Raw genomic sequence first — 13,585 nt, forward strand, 5'->3', positions numbered from 1 at the left:
ATTTCCCTCGCTTACATTTTCAGTTAAGATGGTTTTATTCAATTTATAGCACTTGAGAAATACTATCGTGCAACAATACGCTCCCATATTACAACGCGTTTTGCTGTTTGGACTGTTCTTTGTCCTGCTCTTTTTGGGATTCAGTATTCTCAAATACTTTATTGTCCCTGTCCTTTGGGCCGCAATTATTGCCTATATGACTTGGCCCTTATATCTATGGGTACAGCGTCGTTTCTTTGGTGAAAACCGACCTACACTGAATGCCACCCTAATGATTAGCTTGGTCATTATCGTGATTGGTGTGCCATTTATCTGTGCAATCTTTATGTTGCAACTTGAAGGTCGTAATTTATATTTTAATTTACAGCGACAATTATTTTCAGGCCATGTTCAAGTTCCTGAATTTATCAAAAATCTACCGATTATTGGCAAAGACATCAGTCGTACTGTCAATGAACTGAGTAGTGATCCGAACAGTATTACCAAGAATATTGCTGAATGGATTCAGAGCCATCTCAGCTATGGGCGTTTTGTGTTGAGCGAGATTAGCCGTAATTTGGTCAAACTCACATTTGCACTGATGACTTTGTTCTTCTTCTACCGTGATGGACAAATGATTTTGGCACAAGTGAGTCGTGCCTTGGAAATGGTGATTGGTCCACGTGTGCATCATTATTTAGATACCATTTCGGAAACGACTCGTGCTGTCGTATACGGCGTTGGTTTAACTGCAGTTGCACAAGCCCTATTAGCTGGCCTCAGCTATTTTGTTGCAGGCGTTCCAAATCCAATGCTGTTGACCATGGTCACCTTTATCTTGGCGCTGATTCCTTTTGGAACACCTGTTTCATATCTTGGGGTAGGCCTGTGGTTATTTGCTCAAGGGCAAACGATGGAAGCCATTGGTGTTGTGGTTTGGGGTGTGGTGATTGTGAGTAGCTCAGACAATGTGATTCGTCCACTGGTGATTTCAGGCGCAACCCAGATTCCATTTATCTTGATCATGTTTGGAGTATTAGGCGGTATTGCCAGCTTTGGTCTGGTCGGCCTATTCATTGGCCCAGTGATTTTAGCCATTCTGTTGGCGATCTGGCGTGAATGGCTGCATGAAAACGTCGATGAGCCTGTTGCGGCTTTGGAAGCTCCTCCCGAAACTAAATAGGTTTGTTTTGTTTAATTTTTTGTCATGAATTGATTAATGTTGCTTGCGAGATATCGCTTACTTTGTTTGAATCGTCAAATAAAGATAATTTATAAGGATATCTTCGCAATGACTTCAATGCTTCAAAAAATTTCTCTGCTCGGCTGTCTGAGTTTCAGTCTCGCAGCCTGCTCTTCGGTTTCTCTCGATAACAATGCATCTAAAATCCAAACCAAGACCAGCACAACGGATCAAAAGCAGTTGATCCAAGTCTATCAAGTCGATGCCAATGGCGTGGGTACTTCAATCGGAACGGTTGCTTTTCAACAAACACCTAAAGGTTTATTAATCACCCCTGCGCTTTGGAAACTTTCTCCTGGCGAACATGGTTTCCACATCCATGAGAACCCATCCTGTGAAGCGGCATTAAAAGATGGAAAAATGGGGGCAGCCTTGGCAGCAGGCAGTCACTTAAATCCTGAAAAGGTCGCGCATCATGGTACGCCCGAAACAGGCCACTTAGGTGATTTACCGGTATTGGTGGTGAATGACAAAGGTTTTGCAACTACTCCTGTGATTGCACCACGTTTAAAACTGGCTGATATTCAAAATCGTGCGATCATGATCCATGTCGGTGGAGACAATTATTCGGATACACCTAAGCCATTAGGCGGTGGTGGTGACCGTATTGCCTGTGGTGTGATTAAGTAATTTAAATACTGTGGGTATCTTACGAGTTATCCACAGCTGCTTTGCTTTTAGTCTTTTTTTATGTGTTCTTTAATCTCATCATAACAAAATACAACTGAGCATGAATTTTGCATCTTATCTATTATTTGAAAAATCATGCAAATATTGATGCTAAAAAATAGTGCTACTTGTTGGTTAACAATGCTTTCCTTTGGGAAATTTATTTGTATGATGAATCCAGAACATATTAAAGAATAAGAATCGTGAAAAATTTATCCCGCCTGTTCAATCGCTTTCGCTCCAACTCAATTGTTCTTTATTGCCTACAAATCCTGATCGTACTGTGCGGTACAACATTAGGCTTATATCAGCTTGGATTCGGGCAACTGATTGTTCCTGTCACCTTAGGCGCAATTGCGACCGCACTGACCGACTTTGATGATCGTCTCAGTATCCGTTTACGCAATCTGATCTATGTCTGCGTGCTGTTCTTTACGGTCAGTACTATTTTAGAGTTTCTCGCCCCCTATAAATTTTGGTTCATTGTCTATCTCAGCCTCTCCAGTGCAGCGTTGGTCCTGATGGGTGCGCTTGGGCAACGCTATGCCACCATTTCCTTTGGCACAATTTTACTGTCGATCTATACCATGTTCGGTCTAGGTGAATATCCAGCTTGGTATCAGCAACCGAGTTATTTTGTATTGGGTGCCTTGTGGTATGGACTGACTTCAATCTTATTTTTTGTTATTCGCCCAACCTTACCTTTACAAGAAAAGATCTCTACTATTTTTCAGGATATTGCTGAATTACTTCAAACCAAATCACGTTTATTCGACCCAGATAATATTGATAATGTCGAAACACTGCTATTCGAACTTTCTCAAAAAAATAGCCAAGTGGTCAGTAGCCTGAATCAAGCCAAAAACTCCTTACTGACCCGCTTAAAAGCGTCTCGGGTTAACAACACCAGTATTTATTGGCTGAACTTATATTATTTTGCCCAAGACATGCATGAACAGGTGACCTCCAGCTATCTGCATTATGAAAAAATTCATCAGAATTTTAGCCGCAGTGATTTAATTTTCCGTATTCAAAAAAATATGCAGCTTCAAGCCATGGCGTGTCATGATTTAAGCCAAGCAATCTTAGATCATCAAAGCTATCAGCCCCGTGAATCTGCCAGTAAAGCACTAGAAAATCTAGAATTGTCGATGCGTGATTGGATGCAACAACATCCCCATAATCTTGAAGTTAAAAATCTGGAATTGATCCTCAATAATTTAAAAAGTGTGCATGAGCAGTTTGCTCAACTGCAGCTCAATCAAAATATTGAACAGCTTTCACCGCAGCAACATCAAGATCATTTGAACTTACTCGATGATGATATTCAGGGTGTGCAGGATCTAATTTTAAAAATCAAACAACAACTCAGCCCACAATCGGCGCTGTTCCGTCATGCCGTGCGTTTGGCTGTGATCTTTGCGGTTGGCTATGCCATTTCATTATTGCCCTTTGCTCAAAATGGCTACTGGATTTTACTCACCAGTTTATTTGTTTGCCAAATTACTTATTTTGCCACCAAGAGCCGACTTAAACTGAGAACCATTGGCACTTTACTCGGGGTGCTATTAGGTATCCCCATTCTTTATTTTGTGCCAAGTATTGAAGGCCAATTGCTATTAACCGTCATCTGTGGGGTCTCATTCTTCTATTTAAGACAAAAGAAATATGCACTTGCCACGGTTATGGCTACTTTGATGGTGTTATTGATTTTTAATTTAAAAGGTGCAGGTTTTAGTATTATTCTGCCACGCATTATTGACACTTTTATTGGCTGTGCGATTGCATGGCTGGCGGTCAATTTCATTTGGCCCGATTGGAATTTTCGCAATATCTCCAGCAACATCAAGAAAAATAATCAAACCACCTTCGATTATTTTCATGTGGTGGTACAACAATATCATCAAGGGCGTGAACTCGATCTGGAATACCGAACCACTCGACGTGCAGCACATAATGCCCAGATCGAGCTGTCGAATATGATCTCAAGTCTAAGTACCGAACCTCAGCCTAATCAAGAACTCATTCAGCATGCCTTTCGCTATTTGGTCTATAGCCATAGCCAACTCAGCTATGTCTCGGCCTTAGGACATCAACGGGAAAAAATTGAAGATCAGGCGTTGTTAGAACTACTGGATAAAATTGAGAATGTGCTCAAGCAAAGTCTGATCGAACAAGCCGCTATTCCGCAACAGCAAGTAGAACGCTTGCTTGAAGAGATTAAGATCCTCAATCAACAGCATCAGGTCTCTGCAAAGCACCCGTTGCTGTTAAAACAAATGAGTCTGTTACTCGAGACCTTACCTGAGTTAGTCCTATTAAAAAATAAACTGCTCGCCTTAGAAATCAAGTGAGCAGTCGATGGGGATAATTAATTCAACCCGTCTTGCTGACGTGCCAGCATATGCTGTTTCAAGGCATGGCGTGGTGAACTAAACCAGAATAAAATCAAGACCAAACTGGCTAAAGCAAAGGCCCAAATATGGAAATGCGTATACAGCACACGAACCAATTCAATCACGACAAAATAACTGATCATCATCAACATCGAGACCGCGGCTGCGACTGTTCCTTTTGAGACTTCCGAAGACATCAGTGCAAAACGGTACATCACCGAGAAGCTAATCCCCTCGCCCAAACTGATTAAGGTCATACCAATCAATAAACAAGGCACCAAATAGCTTTGCCAAATGACACCGAGCAGCAAGAATGCAGTACCCAATAACATGATCGGCAAACCAAATAGAATGGTTTTACCTAGCGGGAAACGATCAATAATCTTGATCAGGATGATATTGCCTGCAATTAAGCCAAAGAACACAGGAAACTGCGCCAAGCCATATTGCACACTGCTCAATTTCAGCTCATCCACCAAAATAATCGGCGATAAAGCAATCCATAGCATCAACGGCATCCCCACCATCGGTAAGGCGATGCTTAAACCCAAGAAGCGACGGTTACTCAATACCTTTTTAAAGTCATCAAAGATATAACTAAAAGGCTGCTTCGGTTGTTTACGACTTTCTTGGGTCGCAGGCATAAATTTCTTTAAGCCAAACCAGCTGATAAAAGACACCGCAGCAATGGCGACGAAACCCCAATGCCATGACACATAATCAATCAGGAATGCCCCCAATACAGGGCCTAGTAAAGGCGCCAATAAAGAAATATTTGCCATCAGTGCCATAACTTTGATCGCATCACGCTCTTCAAAGGTTTCTTGAATGGCTGCATAACCGACCGCAGAAATGACGCTCAGCCCCATACCCTGCAAGAAACGCAACGTTAGGAATTGTTCAATATTGTGGGTCAATAAAATCAGCAAACAACACAGCGTAAAAAATGCCACACCAGCCAAGAGCACTTTTTTACGCCCGAGGCGATCCGAAAGCGGTCCCAACAGCCATGCGACACTGGCACCACCCAACAAATAAAATGACATTGACGACGGTGCCCACGTTGCACTGACTGCAAATTGTTCTGTAATCGACAACATCGCAGGTTGAATCAAGTCATTACCGATATAAACTGAAAATTCGAATAGCACTAAAGCTAAAGGAAACATGAGCGTTATACGGTTTAACGTCATGTTCTGATTATTCGTCATCATGTTTTATTCACAAAAATAACCAACTCGTGTACGTCCCATTTTTCAAAACGAAAAAGGGATCATCACCACAAGATTTTATGGCTTAGATTTAAATTAAATTTTGATTTCATGCTGTGAGAAAGCATGTGATAAATGTGAAAACACCGTATTCACTAGGTGTATATAAGAAAAACAATTTATTTACGTGAGATTGGTAAATGTTTTACCGTTTGGCTAAATTGCCACGCGCAACTGTAGCACTTTTTCAAAATGACCGCAATTTAAACAACTCATAACGAGGATTCAGCAATGTGCATAACCAAAAAGTTATCCACAGTTTTGCTGATCTTTTATTCACTGTTTGATGGTGCATCGAATTATGGGCATAACTCGAATTGGAAAGTTTCGGTATTCTCTCCTCGGGCACATTGGTAGCTTTGCTTTTTATTTACGACTTTCCAAACATCTTGATTTCGTTTTAATTGATATTCTGTCCGTACCGCAATCACCGAATCATCTAATTGTGCTTGCTCAACCGTGACCTGTGCATCGGTTGGGTTTTCAGCACTGTTAAATTGCTGATCTATTTTTAAATTGCTGTCTGCATGAAATAGATCGGGCTGATCCGATAAGATCGCATGCATCACCGTACTCTTTTGCACGGCTGCTTGTTGCTGCGATGGTGCTGTTGGTTGATTACACGCCGTGAGGAATAAAGCAGATCCCAAGATCATCGCAATTTTATACATTTTGTACCCATCCAATCCATTTAGCTCATTTATGCTACTATGCAAAACTGAATGGCCGCGCAACAAAATGTATGTGGCGTGCATAATATTTGTTGTCATCATTCAAGATGATGATCATAACAAATGATTAAAAAAACACAGTTTATAACATCAAAATCACCTTACTTTGGACATGCCGATATGTCAGATTTAGCGAAAAATTTAAGCATTATTTTAATCTTGGGCAGTACGTTGGCTGCTTGTTCCAAACATCCAGAAGGTGCAGCAAGCGATGCAGCTGTGGCAACTGAAAGTGCTGCAATGGACAGCACTGCTGTTCAAGAAAATGCCGTTCAAAATCCAGAACAACTGGTTAGCAATCAACAGAGTGCTTTGGAACAAAATCGTCAATTGGTCAAAAGCGCACAATTGCAATTTGAAGTGAAAGATGTGTTAAAAACCACATCAGCACTAGAACAGCAGTTATTGCAATACAATGGTTATATCGAAGAAAAACAGATTAATTATCAAGTCAGTGACCGATCTGAGCGTGATCGTATTGATGGCAGTGTCGATATTTATGAAAAGATCACCCCCACCGTGCAACTCACAGTCCGTATTCCCAATGCGCAGGTGACTAGCTTCTTAAATAATTTATTGCCACTCATGCTGAACTTTAATACCCAGAGTTATGAAGCCAAGCGTTATGAATTAAAGCTACTCGAAGAAAAACTGAATACCGCCAATCAAAGTAACAGCGGATCCAATGCCGTTAACAATCAGCTACAGCAACTGACCAATTTAGAAGTTAAAGACCGCTTGGCTTATAGCACCATTCGACTGGAATTCTTCCAGCAGTCACAAGTGCGTAAAAGCCATGATTTGAATATCAACCGTATTGCGACTCTGGACAGTGATCCGTTATTCAGTCGGATTTGGGAAGCGATTAAAGTGGGCTTGTACGGCTTTAGAGAAACCATCATTTGGCTCGTGATGCTGTGGCCGCTGTATGTAGCGATTGCGATTTTATGGGGCATTCGTCGTTGGTATAAGACTAAAAAATCTAAAGCTGAATAGTTTAATTATTGATTTTTGATCAATAGTATTTTGCTCATTTATGCATTTTTACTCATGAATAGATTTTCTAAAATGCTTTCCAGTTTTTAGAGATTTATTTTTGAGTAATCGCATGAGCAATATTTTAATTATTAATGGCGCCAAACAATTTGAACATTCGAATGGTGAGTTGAACGACACCCTGACCGAGTTTTCTCAAGCACATCTAAGCACCTTAGGGCATCAGGTACAAGTTACGCGTACTGACAGTGACTATGACATTCAAGCCGAAATTGCCAAATACCTATGGGCAGATGTGGTGATTTACCAAATGCCAGGTTGGTGGATGGGTGCACCATGGACCATGAAAAAATACATCGATGATATCTTCACGATTGGACATGGTTCACTTTATGCCAGTGATGGCCGTAGTCGTTCAGATGCCTCTAAAAAATATGGTTCAGGTGGTTTAATCCAAGGTAAAAAATACATGTTGTCTTTGACATGGAACGCACCGATGGAAGCCTTTACCGATCCAGATCAGTTCTTCCACGGCGTTGGTGTCGATGGTGTTTATTTACCTTTCCATAAAGCCAATCAATTCTTGGGCATGGATTCATTACCGACCTTTATCGTGAATGATGTCATCAAGGCACCAAATGTGCCAAGTTATATCGAAGCCTATAAAACCCATTTAAACCAACTTTTTGCAGCAAGCCATTAAGTGAGAAAATAATATGCTAACCATTATTGCTGAAATTTATACACATGCAGGCGCTGAACATCGCCAAGCGGTATTAGATGCATTTGAAAAAATCATTCCAACAGTACTGGCAGAAGATGGTTGTCATGGCTATGAGCCATTGATTGATCATCTTCCTGCGATTGAGATGCAGGCAACGAATGAGAATACGATTGTCATGTTAGAGAAATGGCAGAGTACCGCTCATTTAGAAGCTCATATGCAAACTTCGCATATGCAGCAACATTTTGAAGCAACCAAAGACCATGTTGCCGATGTAAAAATCCGTATTCTAAACATCGGGATTTAACAGATAACACCCTAAATCTGAGTCCGACAAAATATGAAATCATTGAATATTTAAGTCGAACTCAGCTGATGAGTAAATGCATGGTTTTACTGATAGTAATGCTGTTTTAAATGACGGCTATAATCTGTTAAATAGGATTCCAAACTGGCACGACGATCCGCCTTCGGCATCGACTTTGCTGCCAGTTGCTCTATCTTGCTTTGCAACAGTTGAAGAATCGCAGCTTGTTCCGCTTGGGGTAGCTGTGCTTTTTCTTGTTGCTGCTTTTTAATCTCCAGATAATCTTCCGCCCAATGCCGTAATGGATCGTTTGCATCCACTTGCGCAAACAGATCGGTAATCAATAATTCAGGCATCTGTTCTTGGGTCGCCAATTCAGCCGACATCAAGCCACGAATCGAATAAAACACTTTTTTATAAGTAAAGTTATCTGCGGTTTGCATCACTTTCATGCCACCATTCGCCAATGATAAATAGTGGTGATACAGCGCGCTATAGTCGATTCGCTCAAGTAATCCATCACGGAAGAGCTGCCATTCTGGAAAGGCATTAAAATAGACAATATGTGCTCTGACCCACTCTAAAACAGTAGGGTTGCTTTTTGCCAACAGCCCAAACATTTTATTCAGGTCATAAGAGACAAAGTCAAAGTCCCCATCCATAATCTCGATCAAGTCACGATGCTTTTTATAATCAAAATATTGGTCTTTACTCGGTAGATGAAAACCGCGTACATCATAGTCACTATCAGGACTGGCCATGCCCCATAAACGGCTACCACTTTCAATATAAAATAATGGGATATCTTGGCGTTGTTGAAATAGTTTTTCGATTTCGTGATGGATATTCATTGCGATGACTTCATTATTTAAAAATTTATACTTGTGAGAAACAATACTATTTTTTACCGTACTCATTCATTTGATTTTAAAAAAATTATCGTTTGATAAAATCAATCTCTATTCAATATAACAAAGAGGATCATGCATGCAACTGACTTATGCGGGACAGGTTTTCTTGGTGGTGGTTGCGATCTTATGTGTCTGGTCTTTTGTGCTGACAAAGTTTTGGCTAAAACGTTTAGCCAAGAATCGTGACAGCAGTAAGTTTGAATTTGCTTATTTATTTGTGGTGGTGTTTAGCATCAGCTCCCTATTTTTCCCTTTTACTTATTGGGTATCGCAAGCTGTATATGGCTTAGCAACCAAACCGAGCTACGATGCAACTATCGTGAGCTATACCTCTGAATGGGTCGATACCGAACGTACGGATTCCAACGGGCGTAAATATAAAACCCAAACTTTAATGCATACGGCTCAGGTGCGATTCAAAGATAATCAAAACAGAACATTGGTCTTGGACAATTCAGTCCGTTCAGGTGACGTGCCTGTAGTCGGAGATCATATTCAAGTTGTTTATGAAGCAGGAGATCATTCCGCACAAGAAAAGAGCTGGCGCACAGGTCTGCTGTTTGCCGCTACCCTATTTATGTTGTTTATTATGGGCTATATCTTGGTCATGATTATTGCCTATGCTTTGAATCGAAACATGGATCCTTACAAAGCCTTTGCTAACTTTTTAATTTTTAGAATTACCCTTCCACTCGGCACAATGGCGATGTTTGGGATGCTGTCTTATTCGGTTTTTGCTTATTTCTTTTTGGGCAATCCACAGAATATACCTGTCTGGGCCGTTGCGATTTGCAGCTTCTTTTCGCTCTGTCTTTTACCGCTGATTTATCATATTTTGACAGGTTGGAAAGCGTACAAGAAATAATTTTTTATTGCCGTTTATTCTTTGATTGTTGTTATATACGCTGTTCCTACACTTTTACCTTGAAAATCCAATACTGAATAATTTTTCATCAAAATAATTTCATCTAGGATTTGCCCAAATAGGATTTCACAGACCAAAAACTCATTCAGAATTTTCTTTTCTTCATCTTTCAAATATAAGCGTATCATATGAGTTGAATCTTCTATTTTCATAAATAAGATCATACTGATATATAAATCATTATTCTTGTTATTAAAATCAACGTAGTCAGCAGCAATGTCTTTACGATGTAAGCAAATATATCCCCGACAAACCATTTGTTTTTCTATCATTTATTCTTTCCTAATAACAAAAAAGCGCATCTTTCGATACGCTTTTAACAGAGCTTCTTTTATTTAATCAAGCATTAAAGATCAAATAATTTACCTGGGTTCATAATCCCGTTCGGATCAAACGCCAACTTCAATGCTTTCATATATTCAATTTCTTCAGGCGAACGCGAATACTCTAAATATGGCTTCTTAGTCATACCCACACCATGCTCGGCAGAGATCGAACCATCATATTTTTTCACGGTATCAAACACATATTTATTCACCACCTGACACTTGGCAAAGAATTCATCTTTAGTCAGGTTTTCAGGTTTTAAAATATTGAGGTGTAAGTTACCGTCACCAATATGACCAAACCAGCAAATTTCAAAGTCTGGATAATTGTCCGCAACAATCGCATCAATTTCCGCAATAAATGCAGGTACATGAGTAATTAACACAGAGATGTCGTTTTTGTATGGAATAAACGGCGCAATCGACTCTGAGATATCTTCACGCAAACGCCATAAGCTTTGCGCCTGTTCAAGACTTTGGCTCATCACCCCATCAACAACCCAACCTTGTTCCATACAATGCTCAAAAATCTGCATTGCCTTGTCCATGATTGGTTCATATGGTGCTTCAAATTCCAATAACACATAGAACGGACATTGCGTTTCAAATGGACGTTGTACATGACCGCGATCCAACACTTTCTGCATTGCCAATTCACCAAAGAATTCAAAAGCAGTCAGATCAATTGCATTTTGGAAAGCATGTAATACAGGCATCACGGCTTCAAAGTCAGGCGCACCCAAGACCATCACTTGTAAGTTTTGTGGCTGACGCTCAAGCTTGATTTCAGCTTCTGTCACTAAACCAAGCGTACCTTCACCGCCAATAAACAAGTGTTGCAGCGAATAGCCTGTCGCATTCTTAATCATGCCTTTGTTTAAACGCAGCACATCACCCTTACCTGTCACCACCGTCAAGCCAAGTACCCAGTTACGGGTCATACCGTACTTGATCACTTTAATGCCACCCGCATTGGTGCCGATGTTTCCGCCAATCTGGCTTGAGCCTGCTGAAGCAAAATCGACTGGATAATACATACCCTGTTCTTCGGCATAATTCTGTAATTGCTCAGTCACCACGCCTGCTTGAACACGGACCATACGATCTGCTGGGAAGAACTCAAGAATCTGGTTCATCTTGTCAAAGCTAATTACGATCTCGCCATTGGTTGCCACCGCACCCGCAGAAAGGCCAGTACGACCACCCGATGGTGTAATCGCGACATTAAATTGATTGGCAAGTTTAACAATGGCCTGAACTTGTTCAGTGCTTGAAGGGAAAACGATGACTGATGGGTTCGGATCAAAATGTTTGGTATGATCTCGTCCCCAATTTTCTAAACTGTCGGCATCGGTTTTAATTCGGTTTTCACCCACAATTGCCGTTAATTGGGTCAATAACTCAGGTGTTAAAGCGACTGAAGCATTCATCGTTTACAGGCCTAGCAAGAAGTAAAGATAGAGCATTTGAATAACAACACAATATTTTTCAATATCTTAAAATGCAGTATTCAACATATAGAAACTCGGCAGAACAGCGCAAACCTGATGTTTTCAGATTTGACTATCAGATCTCTGCATTTTACATAGAAGCAGGCACAGGATAAAGCTTAGGATAAAGATACTGTAATAACAAAATGTGTATAACCAATAAAATTCAGCTTCAACTGAAAAATTATCAATAATTCTGCTGCGCTAATTTTAAACCAAATATTTATATCTCAAAGCTCTATGCTATAGTACTGCAACTAAATTTTGGCCTTTGTAGCGGAGCCGTAATGAGCCAACATCTATCACTACCTAAAGACAAAATCCGTTTCCTTCTGTTAGAAGGTGTGCATCAAAATGCCATCGATACTTTAAATGCAGCGGGTTATACCAACATCGATTATCACAAAACTGCGCTTGAAGGCGATGCTTTAAAAGAAGCAGTTAAAGATGCTCACTTCATTGGTATTCGTTCCCGTACGCAATTAACTGAAGAAATCTTTGAAGCTGCGAACAAACTGATCGCAGTTGGTTGCTTCTGTATTGGTACCAACCAAGTCGATTTAAAAGCGGCGATGTCTCGTGGTATCCCTGTATTCAACGCACCGTATTCAAATACACGTTCGGTTGCAGAATTAGTTCTTGCTGAAACAATTCTGTTGCTTCGTCGTGTACCTGAAAAATCGAAAGATACACATGCGGGCGGTTGGAATAAAGCTGCGGTGGGTTCGTTTGAAACTCGTGGTAAGACTCTAGGTATTGTCGGTTACGGCTCGATTGGTTCACAACTTTCTGTTTTGGCAGAAAGCTTAGGTATGAAAGTCATCTATTTTGATGCTGTGACTAAATTACCATTAGGTAATGCACGTCAAGTTGGCTCTTTAGATGAACTTTTGGAAACTGCGGATGTGGTAACGCTACACGTTCCAGATGTTCCGTCAACGCGTAACTTCTTCAAAAAAGAACAATTCGCGAAAATGAAAAAAGGCTCAATCTTCTTGAACGCAGCACGCGGTACATGTGTGGTGATCGAAGATTTAGCAGATGCAATTCAATCAGGTCACATTGCTGGTGCAGCAGTTGACGTATTCCCGAAAGAACCAAAAGCTAATGGTGAAGAGTTCCTATCTCCACTTCGCGGTTTAGATAACGTGATCTTAACTCCGCACGTGGGTGGTTCGACCATGGAAGCGCAAGCAAACATCGGTTTAGAAGTGGCTGAAAAATTCGTTGCTTATTCAGACAAAGGTATGACCCTTTCTGCGGTGAACTTCCCAGAAATCGCATTACCACTTTCTGATGGTCAGCACCGTTTGCTGCACATCCACAAAAACGTTCCGGGTGTGTTATCGAAAATCAATACATTGTTCGCTGAACAAGGCATCAACATCTCTGGTCAGTCGTTAATGACTAAAGGTGATATCGGTTACTTGGTGATGGATGTTGACGCATCTGCGTCTCAAGAAGCGCTTGATACTTTGAACCACGTTGAAGGCACGATCCGCGTTCGCGTATTGTTCTAAGCAATATTTAGAATAATGTCGAAAAGCCACAGTTGATGCTGTGGCTTTTTTATGGGCGTTTGACTTATTATGTGAATATTATACCAACTGTTAAATA

At 40.6% G+C, this 13,585-nt stretch carries 13 protein-coding genes; 8 read left to right on the forward strand and 5 right to left on the reverse strand.

Features of this window, described 5'->3' with window-relative positions; genetic code table 11:
• Positions 1 to 67 precede the first annotated feature (67 nt).
• The 3 genes from F902_RS04015 (at position 68) to yccS (ending at position 4,245) form a co-directional block, all read left to right on the forward strand.
• Complete coding sequence (locus tag F902_RS04015) at positions 68 to 1,162, forward strand: AI-2E family transporter (RefSeq protein ID WP_005201278.1); 1,095 nt, start codon at positions 68 to 70, stop codon at positions 1,160 to 1,162.
• 108 nt (positions 1,163 to 1,270) lie between these two features.
• On the forward strand, positions 1,271 to 1,852 hold the full coding sequence (gene sodC / locus F902_RS04020; RefSeq protein ID WP_005201279.1) for a superoxide dismutase family protein: 582 nt from the start codon (positions 1,271 to 1,273) through the stop codon (positions 1,850 to 1,852).
• Positions 1,853 to 2,094: 242 nt separating this feature from the next.
• Entirely contained in the window at positions 2,095 to 4,245 is a 2,151-nt protein-coding gene (gene yccS / locus F902_RS04025) for a YccS family putative transporter (RefSeq protein WP_005201281.1), read from the forward strand.
• Between the two features lie 17 nt (positions 4,246 to 4,262).
• On the opposite strand, the gene craA is transcribed toward yccS, so the two are convergent.
• Positions 4,263 to 5,498 (reverse strand): chloramphenicol efflux MFS transporter CraA, encoded by a 1,236-nt coding sequence (gene craA, locus F902_RS04030; protein WP_412781767.1) that lies wholly within the window; start codon positions 5,496 to 5,498, stop codon positions 4,263 to 4,265.
• 359 nt (positions 5,499 to 5,857) lie between these two features.
• Positions 5,858 to 6,229: a hypothetical protein gene (locus tag F902_RS04035; RefSeq protein WP_005201284.1), complete on the reverse strand. Its 372-nt coding sequence runs from the start codon at positions 6,227 to 6,229 to the stop codon at positions 5,858 to 5,860.
• 180 nt (positions 6,230 to 6,409) lie between these two features.
• On the opposite strand from F902_RS04035, the gene F902_RS04040 reads away from it, so the two are divergent.
• From F902_RS04040 to F902_RS04050, 3 genes are all read left to right on the forward strand, one after another.
• On the forward strand, positions 6,410 to 7,285 hold the full coding sequence (locus F902_RS04040; protein WP_005201286.1) for a DUF4349 domain-containing protein: 876 nt from the start codon (positions 6,410 to 6,412) through the stop codon (positions 7,283 to 7,285).
• A gap of 112 nt (positions 7,286 to 7,397) precedes the next feature.
• Positions 7,398 to 7,988 (forward strand): NAD(P)H-dependent oxidoreductase, encoded by a 591-nt coding sequence (locus F902_RS04045; RefSeq protein WP_005201288.1) that lies wholly within the window; start codon positions 7,398 to 7,400, stop codon positions 7,986 to 7,988.
• Positions 7,989 to 8,001: 13 nt separating this feature from the next.
• Positions 8,002 to 8,316, forward strand: a complete 315-nt coding sequence (locus tag F902_RS04050) for a putative quinol monooxygenase (RefSeq protein WP_005201290.1) — start codon at positions 8,002 to 8,004, stop codon at positions 8,314 to 8,316.
• An 86-nt stretch (positions 8,317 to 8,402) separates the two neighbouring features.
• Here F902_RS04050 and F902_RS04055 read toward each other — a convergent pair whose 3' ends face one another.
• Positions 8,403 to 9,167 (reverse strand): nucleotidyltransferase domain-containing protein, encoded by a 765-nt coding sequence (locus F902_RS04055; protein ID WP_017402254.1) that lies wholly within the window; start codon positions 9,165 to 9,167, stop codon positions 8,403 to 8,405.
• A 136-nt stretch (positions 9,168 to 9,303) separates the two neighbouring features.
• Between F902_RS04055 and F902_RS04060 the strand changes: the two genes are divergently transcribed.
• On the forward strand, positions 9,304 to 10,092 hold the full coding sequence (locus tag F902_RS04060; RefSeq protein WP_005201294.1) for a hypothetical protein: 789 nt from the start codon (positions 9,304 to 9,306) through the stop codon (positions 10,090 to 10,092).
• A gap of 14 nt (positions 10,093 to 10,106) precedes the next feature.
• On the opposite strand, the gene F902_RS04065 is transcribed toward F902_RS04060, so the two are convergent.
• Together F902_RS04065 and F902_RS04070 are read right to left on the reverse strand one after the other, a co-directional pair.
• Positions 10,107 to 10,424: a hypothetical protein gene (locus F902_RS04065; protein ID WP_005201296.1), complete on the reverse strand. Its 318-nt coding sequence runs from the start codon at positions 10,422 to 10,424 to the stop codon at positions 10,107 to 10,109.
• A gap of 74 nt (positions 10,425 to 10,498) precedes the next feature.
• Positions 10,499 to 11,908 carry an FAD-binding oxidoreductase gene (locus F902_RS04070; protein ID WP_005201297.1) on the reverse strand — a complete coding sequence of 470 codons (1,410 nt, stop codon included), beginning with the start codon at positions 11,906 to 11,908 and terminating at the stop codon, positions 10,499 to 10,501.
• Between the two features lie 347 nt (positions 11,909 to 12,255).
• Here F902_RS04070 and serA point away from each other — a divergent pair, with 347 nt between their 5' ends.
• Positions 12,256 to 13,488, forward strand: a complete 1,233-nt coding sequence (gene serA / locus F902_RS04075; protein ID WP_005201299.1) for a phosphoglycerate dehydrogenase — start codon at positions 12,256 to 12,258, stop codon at positions 13,486 to 13,488.
• Positions 13,489 to 13,585 lie beyond the last annotated feature (97 nt).

The sequence above is a fragment of the Acinetobacter higginsii genome (assembly GCF_000369525.1).
In the GTDB taxonomy this organism is placed as follows: Bacteria; Pseudomonadota; Gammaproteobacteria; order Pseudomonadales; family Moraxellaceae; genus Acinetobacter; species Acinetobacter higginsii.

Excerpts from the sequence above, each read along its gene's own strand:
- sodC (WP_005201279.1), top strand. The coding sequence starts at position 1,271 with ATGACTTCAATGCTTCAAAAAATTTCTCTGCTCGGCTGTCTGAGTTTC.
- craA (WP_412781767.1), bottom strand. The coding sequence starts at position 5,498 with ATGACGAATAATCAGAACATGACGTTAAACCGTATAACGCTCATGTTT.
- F902_RS04035 (WP_005201284.1), bottom strand. The coding sequence starts at position 6,229 with ATGTATAAAATTGCGATGATCTTGGGATCTGCTTTATTCCTCACGGCG.
- F902_RS04040 (WP_005201286.1), top strand. The coding sequence starts at position 6,410 with ATGTCAGATTTAGCGAAAAATTTAAGCATTATTTTAATCTTGGGCAGT.
- F902_RS04045 (WP_005201288.1), top strand. The coding sequence starts at position 7,398 with ATGAGCAATATTTTAATTATTAATGGCGCCAAACAATTTGAACATTCG.
- F902_RS04050 (WP_005201290.1), top strand. The coding sequence starts at position 8,002 with ATGCTAACCATTATTGCTGAAATTTATACACATGCAGGCGCTGAACAT.
- F902_RS04055 (WP_017402254.1), bottom strand. The coding sequence starts at position 9,167 with ATGAATATCCATCACGAAATCGAAAAACTATTTCAACAACGCCAAGAT.
- F902_RS04060 (WP_005201294.1), top strand. The coding sequence starts at position 9,304 with ATGCAACTGACTTATGCGGGACAGGTTTTCTTGGTGGTGGTTGCGATC.
- F902_RS04065 (WP_005201296.1), bottom strand. The coding sequence starts at position 10,424 with ATGATAGAAAAACAAATGGTTTGTCGGGGATATATTTGCTTACATCGT.
- F902_RS04070 (WP_005201297.1), bottom strand. The coding sequence starts at position 11,908 with ATGAATGCTTCAGTCGCTTTAACACCTGAGTTATTGACCCAATTAACG.
- serA (WP_005201299.1), top strand. The coding sequence starts at position 12,256 with ATGAGCCAACATCTATCACTACCTAAAGACAAAATCCGTTTCCTTCTG.